This window comes from Denitrificimonas halotolerans (genome assembly GCF_034259425.1).
GTDB lineage: Bacteria > Pseudomonadota > Gammaproteobacteria > Pseudomonadales > Pseudomonadaceae > Denitrificimonas > Denitrificimonas halotolerans.
In genome coordinates, this window is sequence record NZ_JAXIVU010000004.1 from 147886 (window position 1) to 170705 (window position 22820).

At 43.1% G+C, this 22820-nt stretch carries 25 protein-coding genes and 1 tRNA gene; 16 read left to right on the plus strand and 10 right to left on the minus strand.

Annotated features, from left to right (window positions below; translation table 11 throughout):
- Positions 1 to 27 precede the first annotated feature (27 nt).
- The 5 genes from TOI97_RS05045 to ygfZ form a co-directional block, all read right to left on the minus strand.
- Positions 28 to 495: a DUF3015 family protein gene (locus TOI97_RS05045; RefSeq protein WP_321553027.1), complete on the minus strand. Its 468-nt coding sequence runs from the start codon at positions 493 to 495 to the stop codon at positions 28 to 30.
- A 180-nt stretch (positions 496 to 675) separates the two neighbouring features.
- Complete coding sequence (locus TOI97_RS05050) at positions 676 to 1032, minus strand: YajD family HNH nuclease (protein ID WP_321553028.1); 357 nt, start codon at positions 1030 to 1032, stop codon at positions 676 to 678.
- Entirely contained in the window at positions 1029 to 1334 is a 306-nt protein-coding gene (locus TOI97_RS05055) for a monooxygenase (protein WP_321553029.1), read from the minus strand. Before TOI97_RS05055 ends, TOI97_RS05050 begins: the two co-directional genes overlap by 4 nt.
- Before the next feature lie 44 nt (positions 1335 to 1378).
- Positions 1379 to 1957 (minus strand): zinc ribbon domain-containing protein, encoded by a 579-nt coding sequence (locus TOI97_RS05060; RefSeq protein WP_321553030.1) that lies wholly within the window; start codon positions 1955 to 1957, stop codon positions 1379 to 1381.
- Between the two features lie 450 nt (positions 1958 to 2407).
- Positions 2408 to 3349 (minus strand): CAF17-like 4Fe-4S cluster assembly/insertion protein YgfZ, encoded by a 942-nt coding sequence (ygfZ, locus tag TOI97_RS05065; RefSeq protein ID WP_321553031.1) that lies wholly within the window; start codon positions 3347 to 3349, stop codon positions 2408 to 2410.
- A 119-nt stretch (positions 3350 to 3468) separates the two neighbouring features.
- On the opposite strand from ygfZ, the gene TOI97_RS05070 reads away from it, so the two are divergent.
- Together TOI97_RS05070 and TOI97_RS13305 are read left to right on the plus strand one after the other, a co-directional pair.
- Positions 3469 to 3723 (plus strand): FAD assembly factor SdhE, encoded by a 255-nt coding sequence (locus TOI97_RS05070; protein ID WP_321553032.1) that lies wholly within the window; start codon positions 3469 to 3471, stop codon positions 3721 to 3723.
- A complete protein-coding gene (locus tag TOI97_RS13305) occupies positions 3707 to 4174 on the plus strand; it encodes a protein YgfX (RefSeq protein ID WP_407651315.1) in 468 nt (155 codons plus the stop codon). The genes TOI97_RS05070 and TOI97_RS13305 overlap by 17 nt, the downstream gene beginning before the upstream one ends.
- On the opposite strand, the gene nadB is transcribed toward TOI97_RS13305, so the two are convergent.
- Positions 4134 to 5765: an L-aspartate oxidase gene (gene nadB, locus TOI97_RS05075; protein WP_321553033.1), complete on the minus strand. Its 1632-nt coding sequence runs from the start codon at positions 5763 to 5765 to the stop codon at positions 4134 to 4136. The two genes, TOI97_RS13305 and nadB, sit on opposite strands and share 41 nt — an antisense overlap.
- A 293-nt stretch (positions 5766 to 6058) precedes the next feature.
- On the opposite strand from nadB, the gene rpoE reads away from it, so the two are divergent.
- The 11 genes from rpoE to pdxJ all read left to right on the plus strand — a co-directional run bounded on the left by rpoE (position 6059) and on the right by pdxJ (position 16829).
- The gene (rpoE, locus tag TOI97_RS05080) at positions 6059 to 6640 is read left to right on the plus strand and encodes an RNA polymerase sigma factor RpoE (RefSeq protein WP_321553034.1); all 582 of its coding nucleotides are present in this window, start codon (positions 6059 to 6061) and stop codon (positions 6638 to 6640) included.
- A 31-nt stretch (positions 6641 to 6671) separates the two neighbouring features.
- Complete coding sequence (locus TOI97_RS05085) at positions 6672 to 7262, plus strand: sigma-E factor negative regulatory protein (protein WP_321553035.1); 591 nt, start codon at positions 6672 to 6674, stop codon at positions 7260 to 7262.
- Between the two features lie 3 nt (positions 7263 to 7265).
- The gene (locus TOI97_RS05090; protein WP_321553036.1) at positions 7266 to 8261 is read left to right on the plus strand and encodes a MucB/RseB C-terminal domain-containing protein; all 996 of its coding nucleotides are present in this window, start codon (positions 7266 to 7268) and stop codon (positions 8259 to 8261) included.
- Positions 8254 to 8712 (plus strand): SoxR reducing system RseC family protein, encoded by a 459-nt coding sequence (locus tag TOI97_RS05095; RefSeq protein WP_321553037.1) that lies wholly within the window; start codon positions 8254 to 8256, stop codon positions 8710 to 8712. Before TOI97_RS05090 ends, TOI97_RS05095 begins: the two co-directional genes overlap by 8 nt.
- A gap of 58 nt (positions 8713 to 8770) precedes the next feature.
- Positions 8771 to 10168 (plus strand): DegQ family serine endoprotease, encoded by a 1398-nt coding sequence (locus TOI97_RS05100; protein WP_407651320.1) that lies wholly within the window; start codon positions 8771 to 8773, stop codon positions 10166 to 10168.
- A gap of 743 nt (positions 10169 to 10911) precedes the next feature.
- Entirely contained in the window at positions 10912 to 12711 is a 1800-nt protein-coding gene (gene lepA / locus TOI97_RS05105; RefSeq protein ID WP_321553039.1) for a translation elongation factor 4, read from the plus strand.
- A 3-nt stretch (positions 12712 to 12714) separates the two neighbouring features.
- Positions 12715 to 13566: a signal peptidase I gene (gene lepB / locus TOI97_RS05110; RefSeq protein ID WP_321553040.1), complete on the plus strand. Its 852-nt coding sequence runs from the start codon at positions 12715 to 12717 to the stop codon at positions 13564 to 13566.
- A 180-nt stretch (positions 13567 to 13746) separates the two neighbouring features.
- Complete coding sequence (gene rnc / locus TOI97_RS05115) at positions 13747 to 14442, plus strand: ribonuclease III (RefSeq protein ID WP_321553041.1); 696 nt, start codon at positions 13747 to 13749, stop codon at positions 14440 to 14442.
- On the plus strand, positions 14435 to 15334 hold the full coding sequence (era, locus tag TOI97_RS05120) for a GTPase Era (RefSeq protein ID WP_321553042.1): 900 nt from the start codon (positions 14435 to 14437) through the stop codon (positions 15332 to 15334). The genes rnc and era overlap by 8 nt, the downstream gene beginning before the upstream one ends.
- A gap of 62 nt (positions 15335 to 15396) precedes the next feature.
- Positions 15397 to 16083, plus strand: coding sequence for a DNA repair protein RecO (gene recO, locus TOI97_RS05125; protein WP_321553043.1), 687 nt, complete (start codon positions 15397 to 15399; stop codon positions 16081 to 16083).
- Entirely contained in the window at positions 16083 to 16829 is a 747-nt protein-coding gene (gene pdxJ, locus TOI97_RS05130; protein WP_321553044.1) for a pyridoxine 5'-phosphate synthase, read from the plus strand. The genes recO and pdxJ overlap by 1 nt, the downstream gene beginning before the upstream one ends.
- Before the next feature lie 290 nt (positions 16830 to 17119).
- Here the strand turns inward: pdxJ and TOI97_RS05135 are convergent.
- Positions 17120 to 17207: transfer RNA gene (locus TOI97_RS05135), tRNA-Ser, on the minus strand.
- A 113-nt stretch (positions 17208 to 17320) separates the two neighbouring features.
- Between TOI97_RS05135 and TOI97_RS05140 the strand changes: the two genes are divergently transcribed.
- From TOI97_RS05140 to gorA, 3 genes are all read left to right on the plus strand, one after another.
- Entirely contained in the window at positions 17321 to 17992 is a 672-nt protein-coding gene (locus TOI97_RS05140; protein ID WP_321553045.1) for a Bax inhibitor-1/YccA family protein, read from the plus strand.
- A gap of 142 nt (positions 17993 to 18134) precedes the next feature.
- Complete coding sequence (gene galU / locus TOI97_RS05145) at positions 18135 to 18971, plus strand: UTP--glucose-1-phosphate uridylyltransferase GalU (protein ID WP_321553046.1); 837 nt, start codon at positions 18135 to 18137, stop codon at positions 18969 to 18971.
- A gap of 56 nt (positions 18972 to 19027) precedes the next feature.
- Positions 19028 to 20386: a glutathione-disulfide reductase gene (gene gorA, locus TOI97_RS05150; protein WP_321553047.1), complete on the plus strand. Its 1359-nt coding sequence runs from the start codon at positions 19028 to 19030 to the stop codon at positions 20384 to 20386.
- Between the two features lie 119 nt (positions 20387 to 20505).
- On the opposite strand, the gene TOI97_RS05155 is transcribed toward gorA, so the two are convergent.
- The 3 genes from TOI97_RS05155 to TOI97_RS05165 all read right to left on the minus strand — a co-directional run bounded on the left by TOI97_RS05155 (position 20506) and on the right by TOI97_RS05165 (position 22805).
- Positions 20506 to 21036, minus strand: a complete 531-nt coding sequence (locus tag TOI97_RS05155; RefSeq protein WP_321553048.1) for a copper chaperone PCu(A)C — start codon at positions 21034 to 21036, stop codon at positions 20506 to 20508.
- Positions 21037 to 21223: 187 nt separating this feature from the next.
- Positions 21224 to 21979: an SMC-Scp complex subunit ScpB gene (scpB, locus tag TOI97_RS05160; RefSeq protein ID WP_321553049.1), complete on the minus strand. Its 756-nt coding sequence runs from the start codon at positions 21977 to 21979 to the stop codon at positions 21224 to 21226.
- Positions 21972 to 22805 (minus strand): segregation and condensation protein A, encoded by an 834-nt coding sequence (locus TOI97_RS05165; protein ID WP_321553050.1) that lies wholly within the window; start codon positions 22803 to 22805, stop codon positions 21972 to 21974. The genes scpB and TOI97_RS05165 overlap by 8 nt, the downstream gene beginning before the upstream one ends.
- Positions 22806 to 22820: the final 15 nt, after the last annotated feature.

The following is a 22820-nucleotide window of genomic DNA, read 5'->3' on the forward strand; positions in this document are numbered from 1 at the left end:
AGCGGGCTTGATATTCTGTTAAGAATATTAACCTAAGTACTTCTGCAGGTCTTTATCTTGCGCCATGGCAGCTGTCATAGCTTCAAATGCAGAGGCAGAAGTTGCTTCCGTACTAAATAGTGCATCAAAGTTGGATTGAATTACACGGTTAAAAGTAGGGGTGTCTTGTGGCTCAACGCCCATAACTTCAGCGAGAGCAGCAAGGGTTTCACCTTGACCAATAGCAGCATCAGCCGCTAGTTGATCCATATTTTCATCCATAAACATGAGTGCAGAACTCAGTGGTCCATTAGCGGCTTCACAACCCAGTGTACCTGAGGTCATACCAAAGGTTTGGTTACCTGAGGTGCCGTTGGTTGTAGCTGCCAAGACATATTCGTGCCACTCGTTGGCATCAGGGAAAATTACTGTTGATCCGAGGCCGCAACCTGCCGGATTTGCTAGGGCAGCAGTAGATGCAGAAGCTAAAACGATACTGGCAATAATTTTTTTCATATGAGCATTCCTTATTCGCTAATTTTAATGCTTTGTTATTTCTAATGGAGCATTACCAAAACAATCGCTCTCGGTATGACTATATAGTCAAATTGATGGCTTTTCCATAATAATTTATTAAGCATCTTCCACATGCTCAAGTTTAGGGGTATTAACTTTACTGTAGAATGACGCTGATCTTTATTGGTTATCTTTTTTCTTTAATAAGTCAGCTAAGCCGGACAACCCTTTAAAAGTTTGTTGCGGACTTTTTTTACCAGCAAGTTCTTCTTTTTGATAATGCTGATCAACTTGACGCTGGTGTTCATTGTCATGGCAGTACAGGCACAATAATTCCCAATTCGAACCATCCGATGGATTGTTATCATGATTATGATCGCGGTGATGTACTGTCAGCTCACTTAAGCCCTTACCGCTGAACTCTCGACTGCAGCGCCCACAAATGTGTGGGTACATTTTCAGTGCTTTATGGCGATAACCGCTTTCACGTTCTTTATAGTGATGAGCAAGAATTTGATCTAATTTACTGGTACTCATTGAATGGGACCTTTACAAATTTTACTTAAGGGAGCATTTACATTGAATAGCTTGGCCTTAATATCTGTAATACCAGCAGCTGTTAAGCGAGTTTTGTGCATTTTTAAGTAACTTTGTGCAGATTCTGCATCGCTAAATAAGTATAAGCCGCCAGCTTCTTGAGTTTGTGCGTTTTCTGTCCATATTTTCCAGAGTAGTCCAGGTTCTGTAGCAATAGACTCGGCTAATGCTTTCATTGCTTGACTCATTTCAGGGCCGAAAGGCCCCTTAAAAGGAAAGTTGATCTGTAAAACTGTTTGCATTGTCCTGCTCCAGCAATATTTAAAAGATTGACATCTTCCCCGACCTAAAGGACAGGGATTCCTACTGCTAGACGACCATGCCCGGCCGCGAGAATGTTACGTGCCGCGTTGATATCGCGATCGTGGGTGACACCACACCCACTGCACGTCCATTCTCTTATTTCAAGTCCTGCGATACCTTTCGGCCTCGATTCGGGCAAGCTGCCACAACTCGAACAGGTAGCAGTATCGGTCAAACCAAGCTCAATACCAATACGGTCTTGGTCTTTGATTGGCTCAACCTCCACATCAACCACTACATTAAAGTACCAGCGGCCACGGGCATCTTCGTTGAAGCTACCAGAGCGGAATTTATATTGGCTCAGGCCGTAGCTGTCCCACACCTTGAAGTAGTGGCCATTATGGTAGACCTGCCCGTTTTTCCATTGAGCTGCACCGGTATTGACGGGTATCCAGCCCAGTGAGCGGCGTACACCGCCTGATTTGCGCCAGTTCAGCCGCACCTTATTAAACTGCTTGCGGCGTGTGACATACTCACCTGTAATGCACTGTAAGGTTTGACTGTGCAGCCCAAGCTCTTTACCTGCGCCCTTAGTGTAGGGATGCATATCAAAAGCAGACAAAAACACACCACGCTCTTTTTAGCAGGGGCACATGCCTGTCTCGGACTCGGGCTCGGACTTTTAATATTTTGGTGTGCCTTATTATGCTGTATACAATACCAGTACCAACCTATACTGCAAAGACTTTAGCAGTCTGTTAAGGGGCTGCTTACGCAGCCCTCGCTATCCATCCCTGCACTAAAAGTACGAAGTCTTATGCAATTTTGATAATAGATCGTGATGAAGACATGCTCAAGATATTTAGGAGCAGAGAAAGGCTAATATGCTTTTGTAGTCAGCAGATCTATACCCATATAGATATATAGAGGAGGTTGGTTTCGGCTAATTCCTTGAAGCCGCTGCATATTAAAACTACGTCTTGTACGTATATTAAGTGTACAGCCTAACCAAAAACGCCCTTCTATTGGCAGTAGGGCGCTTCATTTTAGTGCGATGATGAGAGATAAGTTTTTAGCGTAAAATTTCGCGTTCAGTATCAAGTTTATAGGGTAAATCTAGCAACTCAAGTAGGTTTTTCTCATTGCCTTCTAGATAAATACGACCATCATTTACAGCGTCATCTAGCGCTGTAGCCAATAGTTCAATACCACCTTCAGTTTCCGCGGCATTGATGACCTCACCGACAGCGCTGGAATGCACTGGAGAGAGTAATGATGCACCGATTTCAGGTAACTCGTTACCGACCCATTTAAAACGGTACATGTGACGCTTCAGCTTACCCAGGTATTGCATTCGCGCAACGATTTCTTGGCCAGTGTAACAACCTTTTTTAAAACTAACGGCGTCAAGAGCGGGAAGATTCAGCATTTGTGGAATAAGCTTTTCGCGCACAGGTAAAGTCACGTGACCAATACCACTGCGAATCAATCCTAGTTGCCATGTATTAAGCGGGGCTTGCGGTAATAGATTTAATAAACGTTTACGTAAGCAGGGGCCTTCATCAGATTTACACCATAGCTCTACTAAGTCGGTAGAAACACGCACTGCAATCATTTGATTGTGGTGTACAGTGCTATTGATTTCAGTTGGCAGCTCAATGCCTAAAGTATCTAAAACATCATCTGCTTTAAACAGCCCAAAACGACTCCATAACGCACTTTCATCTGTGAGTTTCGATTTGGAAAAAACTGCGTATTTTTGCAGCTCTGTCAATTGTTCGATTAAAATCTTGCTATCCATAGCTAATAAATAGCCATCATTTTCTAAAAGTACACGGAAACTTGATAACATGCGTCCCTTTGGCGTACAGCGTGCACCTAAACTGCTGCGCTCATCGTTGATGTAGGCAAGGTTGCAGGTGACTTGTCCTTGGAGGAAAGATTTAGCATCTGCGCCGCGTACGGCTAAAACGCCTTCGTGATTTAATACTGTAAAACTTGCACAACCAGTCATGACTGTCTCGCTTGTTAATAATGCGTGCGTCTATCATAGAGTGCTTAAAGCCTCTTGTCAGCGCATGCGTCTTTGTTAAACCTGTCTTATACTAATACTATTAATTTTTGGAGTGCACCATGTCTACTGAAGTCGAAGTAAAACGTCTCTATTGGCACAGCCGTCGAGGCATGTGGGAGCTAGATCAACTACTGGTTCCTTTTGTTGAAGAACAGTATTTAAAATTGGATGAAGCTGATCGTGAACGTTACCGCGCTTTACTTGACTGTGAAGATCAAGATATTTTTGCTTGGTGCATGCTGCGCTCTGAGCCTGATAATCCGGACTTAAAGCGCATTGTAGAATTAGTTTTGGAACATGCTAAACCGAAATAAACAAGATTTGCACTGTTTCTGGCAGCCTTCCTTAAGGCTGTCATGGGCCGTGTTATTGATTTCTAGCCTAGGCTATTTTGCAGTCTTTATAGCAAATAGCCATTGGGGGGTAAAATTTGGAATAGTGTTACTATTGAGCATGCATGTCTTGCGACACCTGCTTATTTTACTACACTATTCCACTCCTAAACTTAGATTAGGTCTTCGATATAGTACTGAAACTGGTTGGCAGCTTTGGTGTGCACAGCAGGGGTGGAGGTGTATACAGCTTCGCTCTGATAGTATTGCTGTTCCAACATTGATTTTACTGCGCTATCGTTTTGCTGGGCAGCGACTGTATCGAGCAGTTGTACTTCCAGCTGATTGTTTACCGCAAGACGACCATCGTCGCCTGCGGGTACGTTTGAGGTTTAGTCGTCAGCGTTGGCGCGCGGCAATGGTGACAAAATAGTATCCTGAGGCTGATCACTTAAGTTGGGGTAGTCTAAAGTATAATGCAGGCCTCGACTTTCTTTTCGTTTCATAGCTGAGCGAATGATCAATTCTGCCACTAAAACAAGGTTACGTAACTCAATCAAGTCTCGACTGACACGGTAGTTACTATAAAACTCATTGATTTCATATTCCAACAAACGAGCACGATGTAGTGCTCTGAGTAAACGTTTATTTGTACGCACGATGCCAACATAATTCCACATAAAACGCCGTAACTCTTCCCAGTTATGGGTGATAATAACGTCTTCATCTGAGTCTCTAACTAAGCTAGCATCCCAATGTGGTAAATCGGATGGTAAAGGAACTTGTGAGTCAAGGAGTGTTATATCTTTGGCGGCTGCTCGTGCATATACAAAACATTCAAGCAATGAATTACTAGCCATTCGATTAGCGCCATGTAGACCTGTGAAGCTAGTCTCACCGACTGCATACAAATTGGCTAAGTCGGTGTGACCATGTTGATCTACCGCGACACCGCCACATGTGTAGTGTGCTGCGGGCACCACGGGAATAGGATCTTGAGTGATGTCGAAACCAAAAGACAAACAGCGTTCGTAAACCGTTGGAAAGTGTTCTTTAATAAAGTCTGCCGGTTTATGGCTGATATCAAGGTAGACACATTCTATTCCAAGGCGCTTCATTTCATGGTCAATGGCGCGCGCGACAATATCACGTGGTGCGAGTTCTTCACGGCTATCAAAGCGAGACATAAAGCGCTCACCATTAGGTAGTTTTAAATGGGCTCCTTCACCACGTAAAGCTTCGGTAATTAAGAAATTTTTTGCTTCAGGGTGATACAGACAGGTAGGGTGAAACTGATTGAACTCCATGTTGCCAACACTGCAACCTGCACGCCATGCCATGGCAACACCATCGCCGCATGCACTGTCCGGATTGCTAGTGTATAAATATACTTTAGCAGCGCCTCCAGTTGCTAAAACAGTGAATCGTGCTGCATAAGTGTCCACTTCATTGGTAGCGCTATTAAGCACATAGGCGCCTAGACACGCATCAGTTTGAGTGTCACGATTCAGTTTTTTACTTGTAATCAGGTCAATTGCAGCCTGTTGTTCAATAAGATGAATATTTTCGCGTTGTCGAGCATGCTCTAATAAAGTTGAGAAGATAGCAGCTCCGGTAGCATCTGCCGCATGAATAATTCGCCTGTGGCTGTGTCCGCCTTCACGAGTTAAGTGATAATCAAATAAACTGTTAGTTGATTCGCTTGGCTCATTGCGTGTAAAGGGAACGCCTTGCTCAATGAGCCAATCAATGGCACTGCGGCTGTTTTCAACTGTAAAATGCACCGCATCTTCATTACACAAGCCAGCACCTGCTACCAGGGTGTCTTGTACGTGGGATTCAATCGTATCAGTTTCATCAAGGACTCCGGCAACACCGCCTTGAGCCCAGTAGGTAGATCCACTGGATAAGTTTCCTTTACTTAATACGGCAATACTTAAATGTTGTGGTAGCGTCAAGGCAGTGGTCAAACCTGCTGCACCGCTACCGATAATTAGAACGTCATACTGGTAATATTGGCTCATTAGAACAATCCACTGCAAAGACGTCGACTAGTATAGCGCTGCTTTGCTTTTTAATAATACTGACAATGCTGGGAACTTTTACTGCACTTGCTAGCTCAATAGATAAATATTAATCAGCAACACGCAGAAAAGTGGGAAACGTTACAGTAGAGTGAGGGCAGAACACAGTTGTGATAGGTCTAGTTTTCGACACCAACTGGGTACTGTATATGTTTATTGCGGAGAAAAATTATGGCGCACAATGATTGTGCTATTAGAAATCATGTTGCGAGATGGCTCGTTAGGGATTTTGCATGACGCCAGATGACGACCAGCAGCTGGTGAAGCGAGTACAAGGTGGTGATAAGCGGGCCTTCGATTTATTAGTATTAAAGTATCAACATCGAATCTTAGGTTTGGTTGTGCGTTTTGTACATGACCCTCATGAGGCTCAGGATGTGACTCAAGAAGCATTCATTAAGGCTTATCGTGCGCTAGCGAATTTTCGTGGTGATAGTGCCTTTTATACTTGGCTTTATCGTATCGCCATTAATACCGCAAAAAACTATTTAGTATCACGTAATCGTCGCCCGCCCAGCAGCGATGTCGATGCGAATGACGCTGAGTTTTATGATGGTGATCACGGCTTAAAAGATATGGCATCCCCCGAGCGCTTAATGCTGCGTGATGAAATAGATGAAACTGTCAGAGAGAGTATTAAACAGCTACCTGATGATTTGCGCCGCGCACTAACTTTGCGGGAATTTGATGGTCTGAGTTACGAGGACATTGCAACGGTAATGGAGTGTCCGGTCGGTACAGTGCGTTCGCGCATTTTTCGAGCACGTGAGGCTGTGGACAAAGCCTTACGGCCCTTATTGCAAGACGCCCAGTAGTGCGCAACGCAAGCCAAAAGAGGAATCTAACATGAGTCAAGACATTCTAAAACAGTCGCTCTCAGCACTTATTGATAATGAGGCAGATGAACTGGAGCTGCGCCGTGTGCTGAATGCTAGCCATGATCCAGAGCTGCGTGCTAGCTGGTCTCGTTACCACCTTGCACGTGCAGTTATGCATAATGAGAATTACAGTGCGCAAGTGGACTTATCTGCCAATATTATGGCCGCTATCGATAAAGAACCTATACTGCAAGCTTCAGAGACAAAAAAAGCGCGAAAGATCTCTTGGTTAGGACGTGTCGCTGTAGCAGCTTCAGTAACCTTGGCGGTATTGGGAGGTGTGCGTTTTTATAATCAAGATATATTGCAGCAAGATATTATGCTTACGCAAACGGAGCATCGCTTGCCAGCAATGACCCCAGCTGCGAGTCCTGTTGTTCTGGCAAGTCATAACGCTTCGAATACACCACTACCTGTTGCACAAGCGGCCACAGGACAAGAATCTTGGTATGAGCGCCGTCTGCCAAGTTATTTACGTCAACATGCGCAGCAAACTAGTGTCAATAAATCAGAGAGTGGTCTGCCTTATGCTCGTACTGCTAGTTTAGAAGGTCAGTAATACATGCGACTTAAGGTTTTGTGTTCCAGTGTAGCAATCTGGGCTGCTTTGACAGGCGGTGTATTTGCTGCTCAAGATGTATCAGTAGAGCAGTGGTTGCAACGCTTGCAAGAAGCGCAAAGTACACAAAGTTACCAAGGTGCTTTTGTTTATGAGCGTAAAGGGACCTTTTCAACCCATGAAATGACCCGTTTTTCGAGCTCGACTGGACAGTTAACGGAACACTTTCTTCAGTTGAATGGTCCTGCTCATGAGGTCGTACGTACAAATGGGCAAGTGACTTGTATAAGTGCCGCAATAGCTGACAAGGTCAACAGCATAGAAGTGTGGCCTACGCACAATATTGCTCTAGACCCTTTGCACCAATGGTACGACGTAATAGTCTTAGGGGAGACGCGTACGGCAGGGCGCACAACAGCTGTACTATTATTTTCCCCTAATGACCAACATCGTTATCCAGTAGAGCTTTACTTGGATCAAGCTACCGCGGTACCTCTACGCTCACTGTTGCTCAACGAGCGGGGGCAACTATTAGAGCGCTTCCAGTTTGTGCAATTTCAGCCCCTTCCAGCTGATAGCGAACAAAAGAGAGGCAATACGGCAAGCATTAATTGTTTGCCTGTCAACACTCAACAAGAGCTTACTGATCCTGAGTGGGCTGCTACTGCTATGGGGCGTGCTGATTTAAATGTGTCTTGGGTTCCACCCGGATTTGTTCTGCAAAGAAGCAATTATCGTCCCTCAGTGGATAATGATGGTTATGTTTTAAGTCAAGTCTACTCTGATGGGTTAGCACATTTTTCAGTATTTTATGAGAAAATTCATAACCTTGAAATTGAAGGTGGACGACACCAATTTGGGCCTACTGCGGTTATTTCTAGAAGGGTTATGCACGACCGAGTCCCTCTAATGATTACTGTAGTTGGTGAAATTCCACTCGGAAGTGCAGAGCGTATTGCACTATCCATGCAATCAGATCAGGAAAGTAAGGATGATTAAAGAGACAGGGGTTGTGGTCAGTGTGGATGAGGATGAAGTTTGGGTCGCAACTCAACGTAAAAGTACATGTGGCAGTTGCGTTGCTAAAACCACCTGCGGCCAAGGCATCATGACTATTTTGTCGGCCGATAAAAAGCCACATATGATCAAAGTTCGCTCGGATTTAAAACTTAAGAAAGGCGATCAAGTGACCTTGGGCGTAGCGGAAAACACTTTGGTGCGCAGCGCTTTTATTGTGTATATGTTGCCCTTGCTTACAATGTTTATTGCTGCTTTAGCTGTATCGGCCCTGCAGGTTTCTGAGCCTTGGATTATTTTTTCTGCGGCTTTAGGTTTTTTAGCAGGAGCTTTTGGAGTGCGCCATTACAGTGATCATTATCTAGATGCTGCAGCCATGCAGCCTGTAGTGCTTCAAGCGCAAGTAAAACTCAACCCAGTGCTTGAAGTTTAAAATAGCCATGGAGAAAGTTATGTTGCATAAAAAAACTTCGTTTTGGGTAAGCGCGTGCATGACACTTATGCTGCTGTTTATGCCATCTGCACAAGCTCAACTACCTGATTTTACGGCTTTAGTTGAGAAAGCAGCGCCTGCTGTAGTAAATATCAGTACACGCCAGACTGTGCAAGCTCAAAGTGGACCTGGTGCGTTTCATGGCCTTCCTGACTTAGAAGGTTTACCACCGATCTTTCGTGAGTTTTTTGAGCGCAGTATTCCTATGCCTCGAGCTCCACAAGGTCGCAACAAGGGGCGCCAACGGGAAGCACAGTCATTAGGTTCGGGCTTTATTATTTCAGAAGATGGTTACGTGCTAACTAACAATCATGTGATTGCTGATGCGGATGAGATCATCGTGCGTTTAGCAGACCGTAGTGAGTTGGTGGCTAAACTTGTAGGAACTGATCCACGCACAGATGTAGCCTTGCTTAAAGTTGATGGGAAAAATTTACCTACCGTTAAATTAGGTAAATCTAAAGATTTAAAAGTTGGTGAGTGGGTCTTAGCTATTGGTTCGCCCTTTGGTTTTGATCATTCAGTAACCTCAGGCATTGTTTCAGCTAAGGGCCGTAATTTACCTAATGATAATTATGTACCTTTTATTCAAACTGATGTAGCTATTAACCCAGGTAACTCAGGTGGTCCTCTGTTTAATCTTAAGGGTGAGGTGATTGGTATTAATTCGCAAATTTTTACTCGCTCCGGTGGTTTTATGGGATTATCTTTTGCCATCCCAATGGAAGTTGCACTCAACGTATCTGATCAGCTAAAGAGTAAAGGTAAGGTTGATCGCGGTTGGTTAGGTGTAGTGATTCAAGAGGTTAATAAAGACTTAGCTGAGTCGTTTGGCTTAGATAAGCCAGCAGGGGCATTAGTTGTTCAGGTGTTAGAAGATGGTCCAGCAGACAAAGGGAAATTAGAAGTAGGAGATGTTATTTTGCATATGAACGATCATCCGATCGTTATGTCTGCTGATCTACCTCACTTAATTGGTGCAGTTAAACCGGGTACAACAGTTAATCTGGTTGTAATGCGTGATGGTTCGCGTAAAAACTTAAGAATTAAAGTGGGTTCTCTGCCAAGTGAAGATGAAGGGCAGGAAATGGCTAGCACTTCTACTGCATCAAGCAAAGATAATCGCTTGGGTATGTCAGTGATTGATTTGACTGTTGAGCAGAAAAAAACAATGGACTTGCAAGGTGGCGTAGTGATTCAAGAAGTACAGGGTGGTGTTGCGGCTATGATTGGTTTACGCCCCGGTGATGTAATAACTCACTTAAATAATCAAGTGATCGACTCAGCTAAAAGTTTTACTAAAACAGCAAAAGCTTTGCCCAATAACCGCTCACTTTCTATGCGAGTATTGCGACAAGGGCGTGCAAGTTTCATTACCTTTAAACTGGCAAAATAAATAGAGGTTAAGCAGGGAGGTGAAGCCATTCCTGTCGAAAAATGTTGTTATATTGATGAACTTAGGTATATCAGCAGACTCTGGCATAGCAGTTTTTCGAGCAATAGATGGTTTCTAGAGAAATAACAGATGAGGTTGCAATTCTTAATGGGTATATAAGCAACCTTAGGCAAGTGCATCAGTTTTATTCGTCGGCGCGAGCTAAATTGCTGGCTTCTAAAATAAAACCTAATCCTGCTCATATTGCTTTCCAAGTAAAGTGAAAAGGTTGGTTTAAAATGTCTTGTATATGCGCGGTGAATGGCTCAGTTGCTTTGTGAAAAGCAGAATGAGTTCTGAACCAGTAACGACTTGAGCTTTTGCCACCGCTGCACTCTTTCTCAACTTCCTTGCGTTCACCCATTGGCTAGATGGGTGAACTGCCACTTTATCTGGATGAAATGTATTATCAGATCGGTCAAGTAGGCTTTGGTTGTTGTTGGTACATCTGACAATGTTTATTTTGCCTCGGTAGTTTGTTACAAAAGCTGCAACACTTAGAAATTACGACTAAACTTGATAGTTAAACCTTGGAGTGGGTAGTCTCGATGGTGCACCTGTTTTGGGTTTGTATACACTCCGAATGTAAGAGTTTTTCGCTCTTCAGAGATGGATAGATGACTTGTAGGCCACTAATCAGGTAAACTCTCTGACTATTTTCTGTTGGCAGTCTGCCGACGGACTTAATTGTAGAGTGATGTTCAGTGAGCGACTTGAGTCATATTCGTAACTTTTCCATTATTGCCCATATCGACCATGGTAAATCCACTCTGGCCGACCGTTTTATTCAAATGTGCGGTGGCTTGACTGAACGCGAAATGGCGTCTCAGGTCTTGGACTCTATGGATCTCGAACGTGAGCGAGGCATTACCATTAAGGCACATAGCGTGACCTTAAATTACACTGCTCGCGATGGCAAAACCTACCAGTTAAACTTTATTGATACGCCTGGCCACGTAGACTTCAGTTATGAGGTCAGCCGTTCTTTAGCAGCTTGTGAAGGTGCTCTTTTAGTAGTTGACGCTGGGCAAGGGGTTGAAGCTCAGTCTGTAGCTAACTGCTATACAGCTATTGAGCAAGGTCTTGAAGTCATGCCGGTACTAAATAAAATCGATCTGCCTCAAGCTGACCCTATTCGTGTTCAAGAGGAAATTGAGCATGTGATCGGCATTGATGCTACTGATGCTGTGACTTGCAGTGCTAAAACAGGATTGGGTGTTGATGAGGTACTTGAACGTTTAGTGCAAGTGATTCCGCCTCCTGTTGGTGAAATTGATGCTCCGTTACAGGCGCTGATCATTGACTCTTGGTTTGATAATTACCTCGGTGTTGTTTCTTTGGTGCGTATCAAACATGGTCGGATTAAAAAGGGCGATAAAGTCCTAGTAAAGTCTACTGGGCGTGTCCATCAAGTGGACAGCGTAGGCTTATTTAATCCTAAACATACCCAAACAGCTGAGCTGAAAGCTGGCGAAGTGGGTTTTATTATTGCTGGTATTAAAGATATTCAAGGTGCACCTGTCGGTGATACCTTAACCTTATCAAGCACTCCAGATGTGGATATGCTGCCAGGTTTCCAACGCGTTAAACCGCAAGTATATGCAGGCTTATTCCCTGTTAGTGCGGACGACTTTGAAGATTTTCGTGATGCTCTAGAAAAACTTACGCTTAACGATGCGGCTTTAGAATATGAACCTGAAAGTTCTGATGCTTTAGGCTTCGGATTCCGTATTGGATTCTTAGGCATGTTACACATGGAGATCATTCAAGAGCGCTTAGAGCGTGAATATGATTTAGACTTGATTACAACCGCTCCAACAGTGATTTTCGAGATAGTGAAGAAAAATGGTGAGGTTTTATACGTGGATAATCCGTCACGTATGCCGGACCCATCACTGATTGAAGAAATGCGTGAGCCTATTGTTAAAGCAACTATACTGGTGCCACAAGAGCATTTGGGCAATGTCATCACTTTGTGTATTGAAAAGCGTGGCGTTCAGGTTGATATGCACTTCTTAGGCAGCCAAGTACAAGTGGTATATGAGCTGCCTATGAACGAAGTGGTTATGGACTTCTTTGATCGACTTAAATCAGTAAGTCGCGGCTACGCCTCTTTAGATTATAGTTTTGATCGTTACCAAGCGTCTAAGCTTTCGCGTTTAGATGTATTGATTAACGGAGAGTCAGTGGATGCTTTGGCTTTAATTGTTCACCGCGATGAGGCGGCGAGTAAAGGGCGTTCGTTAGTTGAGAAGATGCGTGAACTGATCCCAAGACAAATGTACGATGTTGCAATTCAAGCTGCGTTAGGCGGTCAAATCGTAGCACGAACCAACGTAAAAGCGTTGCGCAAAAACGTATTGGCCAAATGTTATGGTGGTGACGTCAGTCGTAAGCGTAAATTACTTGAGAAACAAAAAGCAGGTAAAAAGCGTATGAAGCAAGTGGGTAATGTTGAAATCCCACAAGAGGCTTTCCTTGCAGTACTCAGAGTGGATGACTAAATCATGGCATTTGATTTTCCATTAATATTGGTAATTGCTGTTTTTTTAACAGGTTTTCTAGCCTTACTCGACTGGGTATATTTTGCTCCCCGTCGCCGTGCAGCAATTGCTCAATATGAACAAGAAGCAGTGGCGCCCAATGAGCAAGTCCGGCAGCGTTTAGAGCGGGAGCCGCTACTAATTGAATATGGGAAGTCTTTTTTCCCTGTCTTGGCTGTGGTATTTGTTTTGCGTTCTTTCATTGTAGAGCCTTTTCAGATCCCGTCAGGTTCGATGATCCCTACACTTGAGGTTGGTGATTTTATTCTAGTGAATAAATTTTCTTACGGTGTACGTTTACCTGTCATTGATAAGAAAATTATCGAGGTCAGCGATCCTAAGCGTGGTGATGTCATGGTGTTTAAATACCCTGAAGACACCCGCATCAATTACATCAAGCGTGTGGTTGGATTACCCGGTGACGTGATTACCTATACCGCAGATAAGCGTATTCTGGTTAATGGTGTGGTTGTTCCTGAGCGGTTTTTAGGTGAAGAGCCTGGCAGTTTAGGTAGTGCTGGTTTGTATACTGAACTACTTGGCGAACAAGAACATTTTACTCGAAAAGAACAGCGCCGACGTATCGAGCCTACTCGAGAGTGGCATGTACCTGCAGGACATTACTTTATGATGGGAGATAATAGGGATAACTCTAAGGATAGTCGCTATTGGGACGATCCTAGCATTCCTTATGAGCTACAAGGTATGGTTCCAGATGAGTATATTGTCGGTAAGGCCTTTGCCATCTGGTTAACTTGGGCAGGTCCAAAATTCAATACCTTGCCAAGTTTCAGCCGTGTCGGTTTAATCCACTAGCAGTTAGTGAATAAACAATATGACTGGTATTTAATGCACACAAATACACTCAATAACGGGCGCTCCTGTGTATACTGTTGTCGATAAATTTGTGCGCTTTCGTCGTTGGTGAGTTACAGCGCATAGATCCAGTGCCTATTAGGCGATAACCTTTGATAAACAATAACGGGTATGTGCCCTGTGAGTGATCCACTACAGATTTTACAGCGAAAAATTGGCTACACCTTTAACGATGTCAACTTATTAACTTTAGCTTTGACGCATCGTAGTTATGCCGGACGTAATAATGAGCGCTTAGAATTTTTAGGCGATGCAATTTTAAACTTTGTTGCTGGTGAAGCATTATTTCATCACTTTCCTCAAGCAAAAGAGGGACAACTATCCCGATTACGTTCACGTTTAGTAAAAGGTGAAACTTTAGCTATTTTAGCTAGGGGGTTTGGTTTGGGTGAATATTTACGCCTAGGTTCAGGGGAATTAAAAAGCGGTGGATTTCGTCGTGAATCTATTCTGGCAGATACCACAGAAGCCATCATTGGTGCGATTTATCTAGATTCCAGTATGGAGGTCGCACGAGAGCGGGTATTGGGTTGGTTAGAACAGCAGTTTTCAGAGCTAACTTTGGTTGATACGAATAAAGACCCTAAAACTCGATTGCAGGAGTTTTTACAATCCCGTGGCAGCGAGCTACCACACTATGAAGTGGTGGATATTCAAGGCGAACCGCACTGTCGTACATTTTCCGTGGAGTGCCAGGTGAGCTTACTTAATGAGAAAACCCGAGGACAAGGTGCTAGTCGTCGTATAGCAGAGCAAGTAGCAGCCTCACTTGCACTTGTTGCGCTCGGGGTAGAGAGTAAAAATCAGTATGACTGAACAAGTATCCCGCTGCGGCTATGTTGCCGTAGTTGGCCGTCCGAATGTGGGCAAATCAACTTTAATTAACCATATTCTTGGCCAAAAATTAGCAATTACCTCACGCAAGCCACAGACTACTCGGCATAATATGTTAGGTATTAAAACTGAAGGCCCGGTGCAAGCGATTTACGTTGACACACCTGGTTTACACACTAATGCGCAAACAGCACTCAATCGTTTTATGAATCGGAGTGCACTTACTGCACTTAGAGACATTGATGTAGCTATTTTTGTGGTCGACCGAATGCGTTGGACAGAAGAAGACGAGTTGGTTTTTGATCGCATCAAGCACCTATCTTGCCCATTGATTGTAGCCGTCAATAAAGCCGACCGTTTAGACGATAAAAGCAAACTCTTAAGTCATCTTGAGTGGCTAGCGGAAAAGCTCCCTCAAGCAGAAATTGTACCTATGTCTGCTTTGCACGGTCAGAATTTAGATACTCTGGAACGGCTAGTCAGTAATTTCTTGCCTGAAAGCGAGCATTTCTATCCGGAAGATCAGATCACTGATCGCTCCAGCCGATTTTTGGCTGCTGAGTTGGTGCGTGAAAAAATTATGCGTCAACTGGGCGCAGAACTGCCTTACCAAATCACAGTAGAAATTGAAGAGTTTAAACAAGAAGGACGTATTCTACATATTCATGCGCTGATCTTAGTGGAGCGCGACGGACAGAAGAAAATAATTATTGGGGAAAAGGGGGAGCGTATTAAACGCATCGGCCAAGAAGCTCGTAAAGATATGGAGAGCATGTTTGGCTCTAAAATCATGCTTAACCTGTGGGTTAAAGTAAAGGGTGGTTGGTCTGATGATGAGCGAGCCTTACGTTCTCTAGGTTATCAAGAGTATTGATCCTATAAGGAAGTATGTGTCTGATCCCATAATGAAGCGCATACTGCCCTAGAGGCTGCACTATGCATTCTTCTTTAGCCTTTATTCTGCACAGCCGTCCCTACAAAGAAACGAGTGCTCTGCTCGATGTATTTACTCCCGCAGGGCGCTTAAGCGCTGTATTGCGCGGTGCACGCGGTAAACTTGGTAGCGTTGCACGATCTTTTTCTCCTTTGGATATTGAACTGCGTGGACGCAGTGAGTTAAAAACAATCAGTCGTATAGAGCCTGCTGGTGAGTTTAACTTGCTACAAGGACAGAGATTGTTCTGCGCGATGTATTTAAATGAGTTGCTAGTGCGCTTATTGCCACTGAATGATCCGCAACCGATACTTTTTGAGCACTACATACTTACGATACAAGGGTTAGCACAGAACTTACCAATAGAGCCATTATTACGAACCTTTGAATGGCGCTTACTAGAGCAGCTCGGTTATGGTTTTTCTTTTGAACTCGATATTTCGGGGCAGGCACTTCAGGAGCAAATGTTGTATCGTCTAGTACCTAAAAGCGGTTTTGATTCTGTTTCTCAAGTACAGCCGGGTGTTTTTTTAGGTGCTGACATTTTAGCTTTAACAGCTGCAGACTGGCAGCAGGAAAACGTACTTCACACAGCAAAACGCCTCATGCGTCAAGCTTTAGCTGCCCACTTAGGTGGCCGGCCACTCATGAGTCGCGAGTTATTTTTGGTGCAGAAAGGGTCAAGGTAATGAAATTAAAAAAACGTATTTTATTGGGTGTCAATATTGATCACATCGCAACTGTGCGTGAGGCGCGCGGCACGTCTTACCCCGATCCGGTTAAAGCAGCATTAGACGCAGAGCAAGCCGGTGCCGATGGTATTACAGTGCATTTACGTGAAGACCGTCGTCACATTCAAGACCGTGACATCCGAGTTTTACGTGAAGTAATGCGTACACCTATGAATTTTGAAATGGGTGTTACTGAAGAAATGCTGAGCATGGCTGAAGAAATTCGTCCTGAAAATGTTTGCTTAGTTCCTGAAACTCGTGAAGAGTTAACCACTGAAGGGGGGCTTGACGTAGTCGCTCAAGAAGCACGCTTAGCTGCAGCGATTGAACGTTTGCAAAATGTTGGATGTGAAGTCTCTATTTTCCTAGATGCTGATGAGCAGCAAATTTTAGCCGCTAAGCGCGTTGGTGCAACGACCATTGAGTTGCATACAGGTCATTATTCGGAATCTATAACGCCGGAAGATCAGGAGCATCAATTGCGATTGATTCGCCAAGCTGCTGAATTTGCTTTAAAGCAAGGTCTAACAGTGAATGCCGGACACGGATTGCACTATCATAATGTTGAACCTATTGCTGCCATACCTGGTATCAATGAGCTTAATATTGGTCATGCAATTATTGCTCACGCACTCTTTGTTGGTTTCTCTTCAGCGGTTCGAGAAATGAAAGAAATCATTACTAGAGCAGCCTTACGCTCGTAAAACCAGATGTATCGCTGATTACAGCATACAGGTTTAGCTGTAATCAGCGTTGTTGCTTATCATTTACTCGATTTGAAGATAGTAAACAACAATACTCTTAGTTGTTCTTGTCTTTAACTATTCCTTTTTATCTTCTGTTGGCCATGAGTCTAATCAGTAATCTATTGATTCGGCTCTTAATCTGTATTTTCCTTAAGTACTCCTAAAGCTACTCAAAGCCAATGTCTTTATGTTTTATAAAACCTAAAGACAAAAAAAAGCCCTTGAGATTTCTCAAGGGCTTTTAAATATGGCGGAGGAGGTGAGATTCGAACTCACGGATAGTCGCCCATCGACGGTTTTCAAGACCGTTGCCTTCAGCCACTCGGCCACTCCTCCGTAACAACGGGGGCTATAATAGCGGATAAATATTTTGTGTCAAATGTTTTTTCGCATAAAGAATAAGATTATTGCTATGATGGCTAACAGAACACTTATATTGGAGTTTAACGATGCGTGAACCACAGAACTATCAGTTCGAACAAAGCACTAGAGCAGTGCGAACGGAAGTCAATTCCGTTTTACGTAACACTTACGGTCTACTGGCGTTAACATTAGCCTTTAGTGGTCTCGTAGCTTATTTTTCTCAGCAAATGAATATGCCACACCCTGGCATTATGTTGACCTTAATCGGTTTTTACGGTTTGTTTTTCTTAACTATGAAGCTACGTAACTCTGCTTGGGGCTTACTCACTACTTTTGCATTAACGGGTTTTATGGGCTACACCTTAGGGCCTATCTTAAATGCTTATATGGGTATGGCCAACGGCGCGAGTGTCATTGCTTCAGCTTTTGCTATGACAGCTTTTGTTTTTACTGGCTTATCTGCTTTTGTCTTGATCAGTCGTAAAGATATGAGCTTTCTCAGTAGTTTTATTACTGTAGGTTTTTTTGTTTTACTGGCTGCTATGGTTGCTGGTTTTGTTTTTGAAATCTCAGGTTTGCAATTAGCTATCAGTGCGGGATTTGTCCTATTCTCATCAGCTGCTATTTTGTATCAAACTAGCGCCATTATTCATGGTGGAGAACGTAACTACATCATGGCAACCATCAGCTTATATGTTTCTATCTATAACCTCTTTTTAAGCCTATTGAGCATTCTTGGTTTTGCTAGCAACGATTAGTAAGTTCACAGGATAGCGTGTAGTAAAAAGCCCTATTGGTTTACAATAGGGCTTTTTATTTGCAAGGCTGTGTTCTCGCCATGGAACTCAGCTTGTTAAGGCATGCTTCAACACATGCGTATTTATTTCACAAGGATAAGTCATGATTACTAAATGTTTGTTTCCTGCCGCAGGTTACGGCACCCGTTTTTTACCGGCAACCAAAGCTATGCCTAAAGAAATGCTGCCCATCGTTAACAAGCCATTAATTCAATATGGTGTAGAAGAGGCTCTAGAGGCAGGTCTAAAAGAAATCGCAGTAGTGACCGGACGTAACAAACGTGCCATTGAAGACCATTTTGATATCAGCTTTGAAATGGAACAGCAGATTTTAGGTACCGATAAAGAGGAATACCTTAAAGGTGTACGTCGTTTAATTGACAACTGTACTTTCTCGTATACACGTCAAATTCAAATGAAAGGGTTAGGGCACGCTATTCTGACAGGTCGTACTTTAATCGGTGATGAGCCTTTTGCAGTAGTTTTAGCCGATGATTTGTGCATTAACACTGAAGGTGATGGCGTTTTGCAACAAATGATTAAACTATATAAGCAATTCCGTTGTTCTATTGTTGCTATTCAAGAAGTTCCTGATGAAGATACAGCTAAATATGGTGTAATTGCTGGAGAACGAATCAGTGATGATATTTATCGAGTGACCTCGATGGTAGAAAAACCACAACCTGAAGATGCGCCTTCGAATATGGCCATTATTGGTCGCTATATTTTAACTCCTGATATTTTTGATCTCATTGCTGAAACTGAGCCAGGCAAGGGCGGTGAGATCCAAATTACTGATGCTTTAATGAAGCAAGCTCAAAGTGGTTGTGTGTTAGCCTATAAATTCAAAGGTAAGCGCTTCGATTGCGGCAGTGTCGAAGGTTATATTGAAGCAACTAATTTTTGCTATGAAAATCTTTATAAAACAGATTCTGAATAAGATAAAGCTATAATCATTTTATGTTGTGTTGAGCCATCTGAACTGGAGTGTAATGTATGTCCTATGATTTTGATTTGTTTGTCATTGGTGCGGGTTCAGGTGGAGTTCGTGCATCCCGTTTTGCAGCGTCTTATGGTGCTCGAGTAGCGGTTGCAGAAAGCCGTTACTTGGGCGGCACCTGTGTTAACGTTGGCTGCGTGCCTAAAAAACTCATGGTGTATGCAGCACACTACCAAGATGAGTTTGCTTTAAGTCGTAGCTTTGGTTGGAGTGTTGAGCAAAAAGGTTTTAACTGGAACACTTTAATCAGTAACAAAAACACTGAAATTGAGCGCTTAAATGAAATTTATAAAAAATTACTGATAAATAGTGGGGTAACGTTAATTAATGGCCACGCTAAAATTGTTGATACCCATACCGTTGAAGTAGAAGGCAAACAATATACAGCTGAGCACATTCTTATTGCTGTAGGAGGGTGGCCGCAAATTCCAGATATTCCTGGTCGTGAATACGCAACAGATTCAAACCAGGTGTTTTTCTTAAAAGAGCAACCTAAGCGTGTCTTAATTATTGGTGGGGGCTATATTGCTGTTGAGTTCGCCTCGGTATTCCATGGCTTAGGTTCTGAGACACAGCTAGCCTATCGTGGAGATTTGTTTTTACGTGGTTTCGATACTGATGTCCGTGAACATGTACATCAAGAATTGCTGAAAAAAGGCATGACACTTCGCTTTAACTGTGATGTACAACGTATTGATAAGCAAGATGATAATAGCTTGTTAATCACTTTCAAAGATGGTCAAACGAGTGAAGTAGATTGTGTTTTTTATGCAACAGGCAGGCGCCCAATGCTTGATAATTTAGGATTGGAAAATGTCAAGGTGAAACTGGATAATCGTGGCTATATTGAAGTGGATGATCAGTACCAAACTTCTGAAAGAAGTGTTTTAGCGATAGGTGATGTAACAGGCGGAATCCAACTAACACCTGTTGCTTTAGCAGAGGGAATGGCGGTAGCACGTCGTTTATTCCGTAAGGAAGAGTATAAACCAGTTAATTACGATCTGATTCCAACAGCAGTGTTCTGTATTCCAAACATCTCTACAGTAGGGCTCAGTGAAGAAGATGCTAAAGCTGAAGGTTATGATGTTGATGTTTATAAGAGCAGCTTTAGACCAATGAAGTTGAGCTTATCCGATCAACAAGAACGCATTTTTATGAAACTGGTTGTAGATAAAGCGACGGATCGAGTATTGGGTTGTCATATGGTTGGACCGGATGCGGGAGAGCTCATTCAAGGATTAGCCGTAGCTTTAAAAGCCGGAGCCACTAAGCAAGTCTTTGACGAAACCATTGGTATTCACCCAAGTGCAGCTGAGGAATTTGTCACTATGCGCACACCAAGCACGGACTAGCTCTTATAGCTAAGAGCAATAAAAACGGCGAAGAATATGCGCCGTTTTTATTTGTCACCCGTTAAAGCATTGATTATAGAGCGGTAGAAACTAGTGAATCATGCGCTCAGCATGATTCACTAATTCACTATATGTTTTTCATGTTGCTCAGCTGATGTTCCAGCGGCGCTGCTTTTAATACTGACAATCAGTTCAATTTCACCAGCGTGTTCAAATTCTAAAGTGAGTGGCAATTGCTCGCCAGCTACTAAGGGTTGTTTTAAATCAATCAACATAATGTGATAACCACCTGGAACCAAAATTAATTGAGTATTGGCAGGCACCTCGATGTTATCAACTTTAACCATACGCATTATATTGTCTTGATGAATGTGAGCATGCAACTCAGTGACAGCAGCTATGGGGCTGTAAGCACGGATGAGACGGTCGGCTTGATCAGTAGGGTTACTGATGGTTAGGAAAGCCGCGCCAACAGCTGCGGTAGGTGGAAGCTCTCGTGACCATGCTGCGTCGACATGCAAGGCAGTGTATTGTTGGGCCTGATTTTTTTTCTCATTACGAGCATGTTCAGTGTGGTCAGTAGCATAAGTAGGTATAGTAGCAGCAAAAGTTAAAGCAAATATACTGAAAGCTAGGGCAGTTAAACGCATCTTAATCCTCGAGTCATTACAAAACAGGTCGTCTTAGGATTGAATTTAACATGCTGATATGATGCTTGGCATGTGGCAAAGTGCAGCACTATTGGAGTTGATGACTATTATTGATACATCCTATTTAACATAATATTGATTATAGCATATATGAAAACTCTTAGAAAATTGGAAATTAACTATTTTTTTATGTGTTTTCTATGTTCGAACTCTGTAGGTCTTGAAAGTCTGTAGTCAAATTGCTCTCCATGCTCTCAAGCTCATCTAGAAGCGTTCCAAAGCTTATTCGTGATGCATTGTCTGTATCTTGCTTGAATTCGGCGCTGGCTGCGCCCTGTGGCTCTTCTGCTGCCCAGATTTGTACTTTCGGTTGTTCCGTTTTTTGCATGTGTTCTGCTTTCATAGTTTGAAGTTGACTTAAATTCGGTAACTCATCCAGTCCGCGCAAATTAAAATAGTCTAAGAAAGCTTTAGTAGTTGCTAACATAGCCGGCTTACCCGGTACGTCTTTATAGCCAACGACACGTATCCATTCACGCTCTTGCAAAGTTTTAATAATATTAGAGCTGACCGCAACACCACGCACATCTTCGATTTCACCACGTGTAATTGGCTGTCGATATGCAATCAAAGCTAATGTTTCCAACATTGCCCTTGAATAACGCTGAGGCCGCTCTTCCCATAAACGACTTACCCACACTGCATACTGATCGCGTACTTGCAGTCGATACCCTGAAGCGACTTCAATTAACTGATATGAGCGCCCTTGAATATCACAATCTAATTGCTTTAAAGCAGCCTTAATCTGGCGGCTACTAGGACGCCTATCTTCATCAAATAATCCAATGATTTGCTCAACACTTAAAGCCTTGCTAGCCGCTAACAACAAGGCTTCTAGCACAAGAGCAAGCTTACTAGGCTGATTAAAATCAAGACTATCCATGACTGCGTGCCCTCACATGAATATCGCTATAAGCGTCAATTTGAACGAGATCAATTAAAGACTCTTTAACCAATTCTAAAATAGCCATAAAGGTTACAATAACCCCTAGTCGCCCTTCTTCTATGGTAAATAAGCGCTCAAAAGGTACAAAATGACCTTCACTTAAAACCTCTAATATGAGACTCATACGCTCTCGAGTCGAAAGTGTTTCACGGATAATTTGGTGACTTTCAAAAAGATCTGCACGGCGCATGATCTCAGTCATTGCTAACAGAACCTCTTCTAATGCGACATCAGCTAGTAACCGGCGCTGTTTTATCTCAGGAGCAGCTGCTGTTGCTAGAAAGGTATCGCGCCCTAAGCGTGGTATTTCATTTAAGCTTTCTGCTGCCGCTTTTATACGTTCATAATCCTGCAAGCGACGTATCAGTTCCGCACGCGGATCCTCTTCTTCGTTAACATGACTGTGTTTGGAGCGTGGTAGCAACATATGTGATTTGATTTCAGCCAGCATAGCCGCCATAACCAAATACTCAGCTGCCAACTCTAAACGTACAGCTTTCATCAGCTCCACATACCCCATATATTGATGGGTGATGTCAGCAACTTGAATGTCTAAGATATCAATATTTTCTTTACGAATTAAATACAAAAGTAAATCAAGAGGCCCCTCAAAGGCTTCTAAGATTACTTCCAGCGCATCCGGTGGGATATATAAATCCATCGGTAATGTGGTGTATTTTTCACCGTACACTAAGGCTAGCGGTAGTTGTTCAGCTTTAGACTGAGCAGCTTCCGCTTTGACTGTTTGGTTTGCTTGAGTCATGCCTTACTCAATAAA